This is a genomic window from Bacillus sp. WC2507 (assembly GCF_052656125.1).
On the sequence record NZ_JBQXPN010000001.1, the window covers coordinates 3,438,310 to 3,453,102 of the forward strand.

The following is a 14,793-nucleotide window of genomic DNA, read 5'->3' on the forward strand; positions in this document are numbered from 1 at the left end:
CCCTCATTCAATTACTAGTAAGTTAGAGCCAATTTTAAAATCAGCTTCTGTATGTTGTTTTATATCTTCCACTGTGTATGGGCTCATCAACTCTTGTAAAATGAGTCCACCCTGCGTCACTTCCATAACTGCCATATCCGTAATAATTAAATCTACACATCTCTTTGAAGTTAATGGTAATGTACACTCCGAAACAATTTTTGCATTTCCATATTTATCGACATGATTCATCACAACAACGACCCGCTTCGCTTTTTGTGCCAAATCCATCGCTCCCCCAATACCTGGAACGCGTTTTCCTGGAACAATCCAGTTTGCTAAATCACCATTCTCACTTACTTGTAATGAACCAAGAATCGTTATGTCTAATAAACCTTTTCGAATCATCCCAAACGCCATGCAACTATCAAAATAACTCGCTCCTGTAATAAGAGAAGTCGGTAAACCTGCTGCGTTACATAAGTTTTCGTCTTCATTCCCTTTACTTGGCGTTGGTCCCATACCTACAATTCCATTTTCCGCATGAAACATAACGTTTATATCGTCAGGCAAATGATTCGGTACAAGCGATGGTATACCAATACCTAAATTTACAATCATGCCATTTTGTATTTCTTTCGCCGCACGTCTAGCAATTTTATCTCTCACTTCTACGCCCATACCCATTTCCAATTCACTCCTTCCGACGGTACGATATAATTTACAAATACTCCTGGGACAACAATTTCTTCTGGATCTAAACTTCCAAGCGGAACGATTTCTTCTGCTTCTACAATCGTTATATTCCCGGCCATAGCAACGTGAGGATTCATGTTACGAGCACTCTTATCAAACACAAGGTTACCAAACGGATCCGCTTTCTTCGCATATACAATCGCAACCTCAGCCGTTAATGCTGTTTCAACTAAATATGTCTTACCATTCATTTCAACTGTACGTTTTCCCTCTTCTACAATCGTATCAACACCAACATCAACTAATACGCCACCAAGTCCTACACCACCAGCACGAATACGCTCTGCTAATGTTCCTTGCGGAGAAAACTCAATTTGTAACCTTCCTTCGTTTAGTTGTCTTCCTGCATTTGGATTTGAACCAATATGAGAAGTAATTAATGATTTTACTCTTTCATTCGTAACGAGACGACCGATTCCTACATCAGGAAATCCAGTGTCATTTCCTATTAAATTTAAATTTGTAACTCCTTTTTCTAATATCGCCTGTATTAAAGATGGAGGGGATCCAATCCCCCCAAACCCTCCAAACATTAATGTCATATCATCGTGGAACAAAGAAATTACTTCCTCTATCTCTTTTAATTTATCGAATGTATTCGTAATAGTTGTCATGCGATACTATGCCCTCCTTTTTGCATCATTTCTTCTACACTTTTTGCAAAAATTGAAAGTAATTCATCTAACTCGGAATATGTAGTTGTCATTGGCGGTGCCACAAGCAGTGCACTATCTTCTTTTCCTGCTTGCCCTGAAACAGCTTGGTATAAAAGAAGACCATTTTTAGCTGCAACCGAAATAAGTTCTGACGCCTTTGTAAACGGTTGCAACTCTACTCCGATCAGCAACCCTTTTCCGCGCACATCAGCAATGATTGTCGATTGTTGCTGAACTTTCTGTAATCCTTTTATTAAATACTCTCCCTTTTCTGCTGTTTTTTCAGGTAGATTATGTTTCTCCATATATTCAATAACAGCTAGAGCTGTTGCTGCAGATAATGGATTTGCACTTAACGTATGCCCACTCATAACAGAACGTGATCCGCGTAAAATCGGTTCCATAACACGGTCACTTACAATCGTCGCTGCCATCGGTGTATACCCAGCCCCTAAACCTTTACCAAGGGTCATAATATCCGGTTCTACACCCCAATGCTCCATCGCAAACCATGCGCCAGTACGACCAAGCCCAGTCATTACTTCATCAGCAATAAATAAAATATCGTAATGACTACAAATATCTTTAATGACTTTATAATATTCTTTCGGCGGAACGACTGCGCCTCCAGCTGCTCCAATAATCGGTTCAGCGATAAAAGCTGCAATATGTTCTGCACCAATTCTTTCAATTGATCTTTCTAGTTCAGTCGCACAAGCAAGCTGACAAGTTGGATATACCTTTTGCACCGGACATCTAAAACAATATGGAGCTGGAATAGTTGGATAATCTTCTAAAATTGACACGAAACGTTGTCTGCGCAGTGGATGCCCAGACATTGATAAGGCTCCCATCGTAATACCGTGATAACTCATCCATCGTGACATAATTTTATGCTTCCCTTGAATACCTCGCTCTTGAAAATGCTGAATTGCAATTTTCATAGCTGTTTCATTTGCTTCCGTACCACTATTCACAAAAAAGCTCCAGTTCAAATCTCCTACACTTAAATCACTTAATTTCTTCGCTAATTTTTCAGCTGGTTCACTTGTAAACTGTGATCTATAAACGAAAGCAATCTCCTCTGCTTGCTTTCTTATAACATCTGCAATCTCCTTTACGCCATGCCCAATACCTGCCGTAATTGCTCCTGACGAGCCATCAAAATATTTATTTCCGTTTTGATCATACAAATACACACCTTTTCCATGTGAAATCATTGGATACGGCTGACCAACAAGTGGTTTAATTAAGTAATCGCGCATAGCGCTCCCCCATTTCTCCAATTTGTATATATATATGAAGAAAATTGACGTTTCTTTCATAAAAAAGAACCCTCTGCGAAAGCAGTGAATTTATCAAAAAACTATTATAAAATATACAAATGAGTGCTAAATATAGTTTTGAAAACAGAAAATTCAGAACTTAAAACGAAGTCCAACCCTTATCTATACGCTCAAATAACCCTCCTTTATATAAAATAAACGCTTCACTAAATATTTTCCTAACATAATGCCAGCTTCCCTCAAATGCCGACATTGTGTAAACTTCGACGAAACTCCCTTTAAACTCCTTCCTATTATCTTACTTTACATTGCATATTTTCAAACAAATTTCGACAAGCGATTTTACTAAATGGATAACAATTATTTTTATAAACAAAAACATCTAACATATAGTTCCCTCCATTTCATGCAATAAAAAAAGAACCGATTAACCACATTAATCAGTTCGGCACGACGCTCTTTTATCGGTAAATACCGTCACTTGCTAACGTAAATAGTAAAAATAATATTACAAATGCAAAATTCATCCTACAGCCTATAGCACAAAATCGTCCATAACTTCATTCATAATTCCTTTCGGGATATCCCCATCCCAAGATTTCATTCCTTTCCTCATATTCAAACTACCTTTCCTTTATAATTTATGTAGGACAATTATCACTTTGTATGTGTATTTGCCCATAATTTAAAAAATCCCTAGTTTCCTAAGGATTTTGGGACATGTTTTCGATATGTCAATTGATGCGCTCTTAAGGTTTTTTATTTCAAAATACACATTGCCGATACATCATCACCCAATATAGTTGATATATTGCTGTGTCCTCTAGAAATTTATAACTCTCATTCACCTAAACTATACTTATCCATAAGCAATATTTTTTATTGATTTTCAACTTTTCTCCTTTAGAAAAACAATTTTTTGCGCATAACCTCTTTCTTGCTAAGCATATAGTTTTAATGATGACAAAGGAGGAATGTTCATGTCTCAATCTGAAATTGAAAAATATGGACAAGAAGCTGCACGTTACGAACAGCTCGCTCGTTACTATCAATTTAATAATCCAAAAAAATATGTAGACCTATATATGAAATATTACGATGCGCTTACGAAACTAGTACAGGCATATGAAAAAAGAGATTCACAAGAAGCTGCTTTACCGTCACACTTAAGGTTTTTTCACTCTGCTTCAAATACACCTGCGGTTGACATTTTAGTAAACGGACAAAAGGTTATTAAAAATATTTCATTTAAACAATTCAGTCCCTATTTAACATTAGTACAAGGTAAATATCGTATAGATATCGTTCCTGTCGGAAAGGAAACTCCTATCTTTTCAGCTTTAGTACCGATAATGGGAAATCACACTTATACTTTTGCCGCAATAAATAGTGATAATCATCTACAATTACAACCTATGCTTGATAATACACATTTACCAGCTGGTCAAGCAAAAATACGCTTTGCACATTTTTCTCCAGATACCCCTGTTGTAAATGTAGATTTAAAAGGTGGAGATCATTTATTTGAAAATGTACTCTTTAAACAAATAACAGATTTTTTAGAAGTTAGCCCTGGTACTGCAGATATTGAGGTTTCACTTGCAGATAATCCAAGCATTTTGTTAACTATACCGAATTTCAAAGTCGAACCGAACATTATTTATACCATTACCATAGTAGGTTATTCGACTAAAGATCCTAAATTAGAAACCGTTATACTTACAAATTAAAACAGTCTACACCATTCATTTGGTGTAGACTGTTTATTTTTGAAATTCAATTTGAAATTCTGTCCACTCGTTATCTGAACGGCACATGATGGACCCATTATGTTTTTCTACAATTTGTTTACATACAAATAACCCAATACCAGTTCCTAACTTTTTAGTAGTTACAAATGGTTCAAAAATTGTTTCTACATTTTCAGCTGGAATCATTGGCCCATTATTTTTTATCACAATTCGGATCGATTGATCTTCTTCAAATACATCAATGACAATTTTTCGTTCTTCTTTCATTGATTCAAGAGCGTCAATTGAGTTCATTAATATATTTAAAACTACTTGTCTCACTTCACTCCGATAACCAACAAGCGGAATTGGATACGGCAAATTCTTTTCAATCGAAACATTTGCATTGACCAAACTCGGATATAAGAACTGTATAATATCTTGAAACAAGTCATTAAGCCAAAATCGTTCTGATTCATTCCACATTTCTTTTTTCGATACGAGTAAAAATTGCGAAATACGAAAATTTAATTGGTCTAATTCATGCGAAATAATATCTAAATACGATAAACTAGGATGATCTGCCTTTAATAATTTGACAAATCCCATAATGGAAGTAAGTGGGTTACGAAATTCATGTACAAAACTAGCTGACATTTGCCCTAAAATCGTCAGCCTTTCTTTATGTGTTTCGTTAATATATTGCTGTTTTTCCTCTAAATTTTTTGATATAATTTCCGAGTATTTTAAAACAGTATAATAAATTAATTTGTCAAAACAAGTATGTATTTGAGCCATAATTGGTTTCAATTCACGTGCGCTAACATCTAATTCACACATCGCTTCGAAAAGCTCATTTCTTCCCACATTTGCATTATAAACAAAATCACCAATATTCGCATCTGCTCCTGCACGTTCAATAGCAATTTTCTCGCATAATGGCTGAAGATAATCTATATCTTTTTCTTCCATAGTAAGTTCGATAATTAACTCTAATAAATCCTCTCCATTTTGAACTGCTTCTAGTTTAAATGGATCTTTATCGGAAATTATCATTTTGTTTTTCCAGTTCTCAACGAATTGGTGCCTGTTGTTTTTCAAGTGCGAGCAAAATACTTCTTTAATATCCTTATCGATTGGAAAAACCCCCATTCCCTCCATTTCCATGCGACGAACACCCTTTATATTTTGAATATTAACACAAAAAACGCGATTCGTTAATAGATTATTGTCACATTTTGTTAATATGTGTTGATAAAATTTTTATGACTTTATTATTTGTTTAGATTGATACTTACCATTTTCCTTCCTTTCATTCAAAGTTTTTTACATTTGATGAGACTTTTTTTGCATCCTGCTTCATTCTTTCGTACAATAGAAAATGAAAGGTGTGAAAAATATGGTAAATAAAAATGTGGAAGATTATCTCCAAGAAGGCATTTTCGGCCAAAAGCAGAACAAACCAGAAGAACGTAATATGTATTTAACTACATTACGTGAGCGTGTAGAAATCGCTTTAACTATCGGTCAAGTAATGCAAAGTAATGTATATTCTGAAGTAGCTAGTAGCATGCGCTCTTCTCAATCATTACAAATATTCCTAAATGGTGGCATTGCTTACCCACATTTATCAAAATACATTAAATTAGCGAATGAAAAAAATGTTCCTTTCACAATTGTTCAAAATAAAGGTACAGAAACACCAATCGGTTTAGTATTATCTCATAGCACTGCTGTTGACAAAGAACAAATTTATGTAGAAGATGCTATTTTCAAACAAGAAATGAAGTAAAAGGTACACTTGATTAATTGAAATCGTTCTGAGAAACGTAAAACAATCAATAAAAAACGAGTATGGAATCGTAAACATTTCCTACTCGTTTTTTATTACAATGTTTAAGTTCTTTATACTTTATTTTTTAATACATACTAATTTCATTTCTGTCATTTCTTCTATTGCATATTTAATACCTTCACGTCCCGTTCCACTTTCTTTCACACCACCATAAGGCATATGATCTACCCTGAACGTTGGAATATCATTTATCATGACACCACCAACTTCTAACTCATCAATCGCACGCATTGCTTTGAACAAATTATTTGTAAATACTCCTGCTTGTAGACCGTAACGCGAATGATTTACTTTCTCTATTGCTTCATCAAATTCTTTAAATGTATTTACAGTCATGAGTGGACCAAATACTTCTTGGCACTGAACAGATACATGCTCTGGAACATTTGTTAATACAGTTGGTTCAAAAATCCTTGCATCACGTTTCTTACCACCGTATAAAACAGCTGCACCTTCCTTAATAGCTTCTTGCACCCACATTTCAATTCGCTCTACATCTTTTTTCGAAATTAAAGCCGATACATCCGTTTCCTCAAACAGTGGATCCCCAACAACAACTGTTTCCATCGCTTTCTTTAGCTTTGAAAGAAATTCATCCATTCTCTTTTCATGTACAAAAACACGCTGCACCGAAATGCAAACTTGTCCATTATTAACAAATGCTCCCCATTTTACACGCTCAATTATTTCATCTGTTAATTCTACATCTTCATCAATAATAACAGCAGCATTTGACCCTAGTTCTAACGTAACTCGCTTTAACCCAGCCTTTGCCTTAATTCCAATTCCAACTTTCGGACTTCCCGTAAAAGTAATGGAAGCAACATCATCATTTGTAACTATCGCCTCACCTACAGTTGAACCAGGACCAGAAATAATATTTAGAGCTCCTTTTGGTAATCCTGCCTCTTCAAACAATTCAACTAATGCATAAGACGATAATGGCGTTTGATCAGCTGGTTTTAACACAACTGTATTTCCGGCAGCAATTGCAGGGCCGACTTTATGTGCCACTAAATTTAATGGGAAATTAAATGGTGTAATTGCTCCTATAACCCCAATCGGTTTTCGTATTGTATACGCAATACGCCCATCTGCACCAGGTGCTGCATCGAGCGGTAGTGTCTCGCCGTATATACGCTTCGCTTCTTCCGCTGCAAATTTGTATGTCTGAACGGTACGATCTACTTCTCCCCTTGCAGCACGAATTGGTTTTGCAGCTTCTCTTGCAATAAGCTCTGCAAATTCTTCTCTTCTTTCATCCATTTTTTGTGCAACCTTCTCTAAAATAGTCGCACGATCATATGCAGATAATGTATTCATTTTTTTCATTGCATTTTTTGCAGCAGTAACAGCCTCTTGTACATCTGCTTCCGTTCCTTGTGCAATTTCCGCTAACGTTTCTTCAGAATATGGTGCGTATAATGGTTTATACGTATTTACAGACTTCCAATCTCCATTTATATATAAATGCTTTTTCATAATTCTTCTCCTTCCAAATATATGTATACAACAATACTTAACCTAGTGAAAGGTCCGACTTATGTCATTGTATCATAGCCCTTATGCTGCCAAAAACATTATGCTCAAAAAAACTCTGCCATCTAGCAGAGTCTATGAACTAATTTGTTCTTGTAATGAAATTTGTTTTTCGTCTTCTAATATAACAATTGATTCTACAGTTTTTGTAACTTCTAATCTCTTAATATAGTGTCCATCTAATTCTTTCACACAAAACGTATAATTTTCAATTTCAATGAAATCCTCTTCAGCAATTTCTATATTCTTCGTTAAAATCCAACCACCGATTGTATCCACACCATTATCATCAATCGTTAAACCTAATAACGTATTCACTTCACTAACAAGCACTTTTCCCTCTAGTATTGTTTTCGTTTCACTCACTTGTTGAATTTCTGGTTGTTCATCTGTATCAAACTCATCTTGAATATCTCCAACTATTTCTTCTAAAATGTCTTCAACAGTAACAAGTCCAGACGTACCACCATATTCATCAATCAATATAGCAATATGTGTTCTTTCTTTTTGCATTTTTAAAAATAAGTCGTGTATTGGGATAGAGTCGATAACTAAAATGATCGGCCTAATATATTGCTCTACTTTCTTGTTGCTAACCGCCTTATGCTGCACAAAATCTGTGAAAATATCCTTAAAGTTTACAAACCCTATTACGTGATCTTTGTCACCATCAACAACTGGATATCTCGTATATTTTTCTCGAGACATTTTTTGCAAAGCCTCTTCAGCAGGCATTTCTTTATTTATAATATGCATCTCAGTTCGGGGTACCATTATTTCTTTTGCTATACGATCATCAAATTCAAAGATTTTGTTTACATATTTATATTCAGACTGATTAATCTCTCCATTTTTGTAACTTTCAGAAACCAATAGCCGTAATTCTTCTTCTGAATGAACCTCATCGTGCCCTTTCGGTGGTTTCAGCCCTAGCAACTTCGTAATAATTCGGGCTGATCCATTTAGGATCCAAATAAATGGAAACGCCATACGATAAAAGAAAATTAACGGTTTAGCAACAAATAAACTCACTTGTTCAGCTTTTTGAATCGCGAATGTTTTTGGGGCCAATTCCCCTATTACAACATGTAAAAATGTAATAAACAAAAACACTAAAATTACAGCAAAAATATCTGCTAGTCGAGTAGAAATGTTCAAATTTACAAAAAGCGTGTCAAACATTTGCTTTAACGCAGGTTTACCAAACCACCCAATCCCCAGAGCTGTAACTGTTATTCCTAGCTGACAAGCAGATAAATATTCGTCTAAGTTTGTAATGACTGTTTTGACAGATGTTGCGCGATTATTTCCTTCCGCAATTAAATAGTCAATTCGTGAACTTCGCACTTTAACAATTGCAAATTCTGCTGCAACGAAAAATGCCGTCAAGGCAATTAAAACAATCACTATACTTATACTATATATGTCCAAATACTTTTCCTTACTTACATTGTAAGCAAGGAAGCCACCTCCTACTTAATTTTATTCAAGTGAAGTAAGCATTCTAATACTCTAACAAAATTCTACATTAGCAACCACCTTTTTATATATTATATGCATACATAAAAAAGATATTTATCATTATGATAATCTAATTCATTTCCTTCAGTCAAATAATTCTAAATCTTAAGATAAAACATTTTTATATACACGATATATTCTTCATAGCTTCATTTCGTGAAAAAACACTTTCTTTGCCGATTCCACACTTCTTTTGTCACACTAGAAGGGAACTTACTTCATAGATCGAAATCATTCAACAGGATATATATAGGAGGGATTATTTTGGAATATAAAACACCATTTATCGCAAAAAAATTAGGTGTTAGCCCAAAGGCTGTTGTCCGGATTGCACAACAATTAAATCTTACGATAGAAAAAAATAAATATGGTCACTTTATTTTTACACAAGATAATTTAGACCAAATGTTAGAATACCATCTTTCACAAATAGAGCAGTCTCAAAATTCTCACCCTACTCAAAAAACATCATCAAACGATGTTGAAGAATTAAAAACTCAAGTAAATACAATTGTTCAAAACATATCATCGCATGATTTTGAGCAATTAGTCGCTCAATTAAACACAATTACGAGAAGGTTAGATCGAATGGAAGAACAAATGCAAGACAAGGCAAATGATGTAGTTACGTACCAACTTTTACAACATCGCCGTGAAATGGAGGAAATGTTAGAGCGAATTCAAAAGCTAGAAGCTGATCTCAAGAAAGAAGAACCACTATATATTACTCCCGATACAAAACCAACATATGAACGTGAAAAGAAACCGAAGCGCCGCAAAATGATTTTTAGTATATTTGGATTATAATTTTTAGACCCTTATTAAAATAATAAGGGTCTTTTTCATGAAGAATGATTTCATTTTAAATTAGTATCGTCTTTATTATACATATTCATTTCGGTTTATTTGGTTAACATAATATTTTTACTGTATTCTGCGATTAATGCCTGTGCATGAGCATTCCCTTGAATTACATCTCGAAACTCTTTTAAAGAATACAAATGCGTAGCCCCTTTTCGAGCATGAATTCGTACTGGTACACCTTGTAAAGTATCATGAAACTGAAATGGATTATCTATCGGTTCAATTGGGAAACCGAGTGTTAACAAATACATATACATTCTTTTTGTAACTGCTGCAATATACCATTCTGCTTTCGTTTCTAATGCATGCATAAATAAAATAGCGGTTAGTCTTTTGAAGTGTCCTCTCCCACGAGACGTTTTCGCAATACTTAACTTGCCTATTTCATACACATTTTTCAAATCTTTCACTAAATCATTTTTAGAAAACGGATAGAAAAACTCAGAATTTGATTGTTCAGGTACCGTATACTTAATACATTCTACTGTACCAATATGATGTTCATCTTCTATTAATAAAAATCTTGATGGATTTAAATTACGTTCTACGAACATTAAGTTTCTTTCTTCACAAAAATCTCCCCATAGTTGCTCGAACCAAAAATGTTCTTCCTTTGTTTGAACACGCTGGAACATATTTACCCGCCTTTCACATCGCCGCTCTGTTTTTGATAACGCTTTCACTATCTATCATATAAGAACAAATCTTCGTATGCAACTAAAAATATTTACGACTTATTATATTCTGCAAAATGAATTAAATTCCACCTTAATCGCCTTTTATCCCTCATGTACCGTTCTTCTAACAACATATTTATATTACTTTCAAATTCAAATCGTATGAAGCTTCTTTCCATACTGCATATAATTCTTCTTAATCTAAAAGAAATCCTTTAGGAAAAGGATTTCTTTTACTTCTTCATGCTTTTTAACCACTTCCCAAAAATTTGTACCATTCCATTTTTTCCAGCTAATTTCGCTTCCCCTTGTTTCGTTTTATAAGGATATAATTGCAAGAACACACCACATCCAGACTCAATCTTTTTACTATGCATATGACTTCCTGGATATACACAAATGACTTCATAAATGGCCCTTCGATAATAGACTCGCTTTCCATCTTGTTCTTCTACATATTTTATAGACCAGTACTTATACATTTGCTCAGTTGCTTTCGTATTTCCAACGTGCTGAAAGATATTGTACATTGGGCTATACTTCACTTCAATAATAATAGAAGATTGATATACGTATTTCCCTTCTTCCTTTACATAACAGTCTAAGCGAATATCCGGCTTCTTCGTATCTTCTCCATTATAAAAATTACTCCCTTTACTTAATGCAATAAGAGGATGTGTTTCAATTAAATCATTAAATGCGACATGTATTCTAATATCATCTCGATGTAACACCACTGTCGTTCCATCTTGTAATCCATCTACATAAAAATGTTCTTGTATTTGTTCACGAATGGAATTTCTAGCCTCGAAACCAATTTGCTCTAACATTGAAATAACGATAAAAAAAGCGTAATATTCATACACTAAAAATGTTGGTTTATAAACAAATAGTAAAGATGGAGATTGATCTATAGATTGTGGAAGTAAATCTAAATGCTGTAGTAATTGTTGATGTGGTATCGGTAAATTATGTGAGTTCATGTTACCCGTTTCAGAAATTTCTCTCCAAAATGGCGAATGCATTAAAGTTTGAAAGTATTGTACACTTCCATGTACAAAATGTGATAATATTTTATATTCTTGTATCTTCATAGAACTCTTTCGTAAATCCGCCTCTTTTAGTAAATGTATATTTTTATATTTTTGTTTCTCTCTATCGGTCACTGATCCATTACGCTCAATTGTTTGTATAATCGTTTTTACAGCTTGAAATTCTTCTGATTTCTTCTTTTTTGCTCTTTCTAATATTTCAATTGTTTGACGCAAAAAACTTTCAGCTTCAAGTAAATAGTGATAAAATTGCATCGCTTTAAATTTAAGAAATGCATTTTCCTTACTATTTTTTTGCTCTATAAACTTACGATTATAATATTTTGCATACGATTTTCTTTCCGCCACTATGGTTCCTTTTCTCGTTGCCTTTCGCTCCTTTTCTTCCCATTTATATTCATGTATAAATTTTGAACTTGATTCTATTTTCTTAAAAATTTGCTTTATCTTTTTCATTTTTTGTGGCAATTTTCTAAGTAACACTAAATAAGAAGAATCTTCAATATCACTAAGTGCAGAGAAAGTCTTTTTATAATACCCTCTATCTAAAATCAACTCATTCAAAATTGACTTCACATAGTTTTGAATCATTTCAAATTGATCATCAAAAAAATTTTTTGGCACGACTTGAAAAGCCCCATAATACGTTGTATCTTCTATACGCACTTCAAAATGATATAGACCACAACGCCATGGATAAAAGAATTCCGTTTTTCCATGTTCATATATTAATACCTTTTGTTTTTTTTCATTTATTTCATATTTTGACTCTTTTATATTTTTCTGTCCCTCATATACTTTATTCCATATAAAAGTAATATCCATAGGACTTTCGTAATGGTAATGTAATCTGAGTGGTTTTAATTCTTGTACTTTATAAATACATTGAACTAATGCTGTAGTAGATGTACAAAGACGATTTAACAAAATATATTCCCCTTTTGCCTCTGTTCCAATGATTAACTTTAATACAAAAGGGAGCGTTTCTTTCGTATCAACGATTTCTGTTTCACATCGCCATTCATTTTGCATATCCATACAACTCCAGTTCTCTACGCTTTTCTCTTATACATGCTAAAGAATGTTCAAATGTAGATACTCTGTTTGCAAGTGGAGATTGCAAAAGAGGTACTAATGTCGCCCCCCTTTTTACCTCTTCAGAAAGTAAAGAGCCAATCATCATTTCAGTCCCTCTTATTTTCGTCAATACACGTTGCTTTATTTGTAAATCAAATCCTTCTTCTCTACTGATCATATAGGAATGATTATTTTGGAACGGTATATTTTGTAAGTAAGTAGCTATTGCGTTTGCACATCGAAAAGAAATTCCCTTTGACATATCGTGTGATGACAATAGAACATGCAGCTTATCTAATAGTTCTAACTCTTCTTCAGAAAACACCTCAATCATCGTTTTATTCCTGACCCAATTTATGCGAAATTCTCCTGCAGTTACTTTCAGAGGTGGTTGTAATACAACTTTCTCTTGTTCCATATACATCTCACAAAACGGAATCTTTTGTAAAGTAATTAAATTTGTCCGATCTAATAATCGATCTGAGAGCTCTTTCGTTGTTTCATCAAAATTTACAGTACCTACAAATATAATATTTTCTCCAATTTCAATTGTTGATGGAATTGGATTTTCTTTTTCTTGTACACCTTCATACAAATTTAAAATACGATTTTGCTTTTCAAGTTGAAGAACAGATAGAAATGGAGTAAACCAATGCTCAATATATGACATATTCATTTCATCAAAAACGATTATATACAGCTGATTTTGATTTTCTTTTGCCTTCATTAACGCCCTAACTAATTTTGTTTCACTTTCAATAAAAGTACCATTTGGGTGAAGGTAACCAAGTAAATCATGTGGTTCTTGGTACGATGGTGAAATCGGGATCCAAACCAATTCTTCCCCATACTGTAATCCAAGTGCTTCCGCATAAGCTTGCACAAAACGGGATTTCCCAGCGCCCGGTATACCCCCAAGAATCGTTAACATATTTGTTTTCGTGCTTATGTGAAAATTATAAATGTCCGTTTCATCCAAATATAGCCCTTTATTACGCACAAAACTTTTTACATACTGTAAAAATACGGATTCACGTTCATCCCACTCCCATTCATCCTTTTGCACTTTTATTTCCTCTACTTCTACAAGCTTACCTTCCTCAGTCATTCGTTTTTTTAATTGCTCATACACATGATTACTTACAAAATACAATTGATCTTCTACCGCTATTTCTACATGCTTCAACCAGTCATTAAGGTCTATATACTTACATTCCCGCTGCTGTTCAACATATGCGATTGAACTAATTGATGATGACTTTAAAGAAATATTTCCATATAACCTTCCATCATGCCACAATAATTCTGGAGGCTCAAAGTCTTTCGGATATTTTGGCATTAGAAATGACAAATAACCATTACTAAGTTTTCTTTCTAAAGCCTCTCCTTTTCTGTAATCGGAAACTTTAGGTACTGGAATCATTTTATAGCCATTTGCCATTTCTCGCGGTTCTTCTGTACAAATTAACTCCGCGTATATATGTCCTCTTTCATAATAAAGACGAAACATAACCAATTGCTTTTCTAATTTTCTTTTCTTTAATTCCGAAAAAATTTTTTCATTCTTTTTATTGCTACATAAACCTTCAAATACGTATGGTTCATTTTTTAATTGCTCTTGTAACGTGAATGGTATTGGCGATAGGCATTGTACAAAGAAATTCTCCCCATTCTTCTCTCTCTCTGCTTTTGTAAACTTTCCGATAAACCTCATATAGTACATTCGTTTTATAAAACTTGGCTGAAGAGCTTTATGTAATTTCACCTTCGTCACCTTCTTTTTTTCATACTATTCTTAGTG

The 14,793-nt window shown here is 34.0% G+C and carries 12 protein-coding genes; 3 read left to right on the forward strand and 9 right to left on the reverse strand.

Going from position 1 to position 14,793, the window contains the following annotated elements:
* Positions 1 to 3 precede the first annotated feature (3 nt).
* The 3 genes from ACUN28_RS18255 to ACUN28_RS18265 are packed head-to-tail and all read right to left on the reverse strand — an operon-like array spanning position 4 to position 2,656.
* A complete protein-coding gene (locus ACUN28_RS18255; RefSeq protein ID WP_016088018.1) occupies positions 4 to 666 on the reverse strand; it encodes a CoA transferase subunit B in 663 nt (220 codons plus the stop codon).
* Positions 651 to 1,349, reverse strand: coding sequence for an acetate CoA-transferase subunit alpha (atoD, locus tag ACUN28_RS18260; protein WP_016088019.1), 699 nt, complete (start codon positions 1,347 to 1,349; stop codon positions 651 to 653). The genes ACUN28_RS18255 and atoD overlap by 16 nt, the downstream gene beginning before the upstream one ends.
* Positions 1,346 to 2,656 carry an aspartate aminotransferase family protein gene (locus tag ACUN28_RS18265; protein WP_016088020.1) on the reverse strand — a complete coding sequence of 437 codons (1,311 nt, stop codon included), beginning with the start codon at positions 2,654 to 2,656 and terminating at the stop codon, positions 1,346 to 1,348. Before ACUN28_RS18265 ends, atoD begins: the two co-directional genes overlap by 4 nt.
* Positions 2,657 to 3,657: 1,001 nt before the next feature.
* On the opposite strand from ACUN28_RS18265, the gene ACUN28_RS18270 reads away from it, so the two are divergent.
* Positions 3,658 to 4,407, forward strand: a complete 750-nt coding sequence (locus tag ACUN28_RS18270; protein WP_016088021.1) for a DUF4397 domain-containing protein — start codon at positions 3,658 to 3,660, stop codon at positions 4,405 to 4,407.
* 33 nt (positions 4,408 to 4,440) lie between these two features.
* On the opposite strand, the gene ACUN28_RS18275 is transcribed toward ACUN28_RS18270, so the two are convergent.
* Positions 4,441 to 5,574, reverse strand: coding sequence for a BA2291 family sporulation histidine kinase (locus ACUN28_RS18275; RefSeq protein ID WP_080117997.1), 1,134 nt, complete (start codon positions 5,572 to 5,574; stop codon positions 4,441 to 4,443).
* Between the two features lie 232 nt (positions 5,575 to 5,806).
* Here ACUN28_RS18275 and ACUN28_RS18280 point away from each other — a divergent pair, with 232 nt between their 5' ends.
* Positions 5,807 to 6,199 carry a YueI family protein gene (locus ACUN28_RS18280; protein WP_016088023.1) on the forward strand — a complete coding sequence of 131 codons (393 nt, stop codon included), beginning with the start codon at positions 5,807 to 5,809 and terminating at the stop codon, positions 6,197 to 6,199.
* 120 nt (positions 6,200 to 6,319) lie between these two features.
* On the opposite strand, the gene ACUN28_RS18285 is transcribed toward ACUN28_RS18280, so the two are convergent.
* On the reverse strand, positions 6,320 to 7,744 hold the full coding sequence (locus ACUN28_RS18285; RefSeq protein WP_016088024.1) for an aldehyde dehydrogenase family protein: 1,425 nt from the start codon (positions 7,742 to 7,744) through the stop codon (positions 6,320 to 6,322).
* A 132-nt stretch (positions 7,745 to 7,876) separates the two neighbouring features.
* Positions 7,877 to 9,232 (reverse strand): hemolysin family protein, encoded by a 1,356-nt coding sequence (locus ACUN28_RS18290; RefSeq protein ID WP_016088025.1) that lies wholly within the window; start codon positions 9,230 to 9,232, stop codon positions 7,877 to 7,879.
* A gap of 354 nt (positions 9,233 to 9,586) precedes the next feature.
* On the opposite strand from ACUN28_RS18290, the gene racA reads away from it, so the two are divergent.
* Positions 9,587 to 10,129, forward strand: a complete 543-nt coding sequence (gene racA, locus ACUN28_RS18295) for a chromosome-anchoring protein RacA (protein WP_016088026.1) — start codon at positions 9,587 to 9,589, stop codon at positions 10,127 to 10,129.
* Between the two features lie 95 nt (positions 10,130 to 10,224).
* Here the strand turns inward: racA and ACUN28_RS18300 are convergent, their stop codons facing one another.
* From ACUN28_RS18300 to ACUN28_RS18310, 3 genes are all read right to left on the reverse strand, one after another.
* Entirely contained in the window at positions 10,225 to 10,821 is a 597-nt protein-coding gene (locus ACUN28_RS18300) for a hypothetical protein (RefSeq protein ID WP_016088027.1), read from the reverse strand.
* A gap of 275 nt (positions 10,822 to 11,096) precedes the next feature.
* Positions 11,097 to 12,947, reverse strand: a complete 1,851-nt coding sequence (locus tag ACUN28_RS18305) for a hypothetical protein (protein WP_016088028.1) — start codon at positions 12,945 to 12,947, stop codon at positions 11,097 to 11,099.
* Positions 12,937 to 14,757 carry an AAA family ATPase gene (locus ACUN28_RS18310; RefSeq protein WP_016088029.1) on the reverse strand — a complete coding sequence of 607 codons (1,821 nt, stop codon included), beginning with the start codon at positions 14,755 to 14,757 and terminating at the stop codon, positions 12,937 to 12,939. Before ACUN28_RS18310 ends, ACUN28_RS18305 begins: the two co-directional genes overlap by 11 nt.
* Between the last annotated feature and the right edge of the window lie 36 nt (positions 14,758 to 14,793).

What these genes read in the sequence shown, in the direction of transcription:
- ACUN28_RS18270 (WP_016088021.1), top strand. Translation starts at nt 3,658, where the DNA reads ATGTCTCAATCTGAAATTGAAAAATATGGACAAGAAGCTGCACGTTAC.
- atoD (WP_016088019.1), bottom strand. Translation starts at nt 1,349, where the DNA reads ATGACAACTATTACGAATACATTCGATAAATTAAAAGAGATAGAGGAA.
- ACUN28_RS18280 (WP_016088023.1), top strand. Translation starts at nt 5,807, where the DNA reads ATGGTAAATAAAAATGTGGAAGATTATCTCCAAGAAGGCATTTTCGGC.
- ACUN28_RS18285 (WP_016088024.1), bottom strand. Translation starts at nt 7,744, where the DNA reads ATGAAAAAGCATTTATATATAAATGGAGATTGGAAGTCTGTAAATACG.
- ACUN28_RS18300 (WP_016088027.1), bottom strand. Translation starts at nt 10,821, where the DNA reads ATGTTCCAGCGTGTTCAAACAAAGGAAGAACATTTTTGGTTCGAGCAA.
- ACUN28_RS18265 (WP_016088020.1), bottom strand. Translation starts at nt 2,656, where the DNA reads ATGCGCGATTACTTAATTAAACCACTTGTTGGTCAGCCGTATCCAATG.
- ACUN28_RS18305 (WP_016088028.1), bottom strand. Translation starts at nt 12,947, where the DNA reads ATGCAAAATGAATGGCGATGTGAAACAGAAATCGTTGATACGAAAGAA.
- ACUN28_RS18255 (WP_016088018.1), bottom strand. Translation starts at nt 666, where the DNA reads ATGGGTATGGGCGTAGAAGTGAGAGATAAAATTGCTAGACGTGCGGCG.
- ACUN28_RS18275 (WP_080117997.1), bottom strand. Translation starts at nt 5,574, where the DNA reads ATGGAAATGGAGGGAATGGGGGTTTTTCCAATCGATAAGGATATTAAA.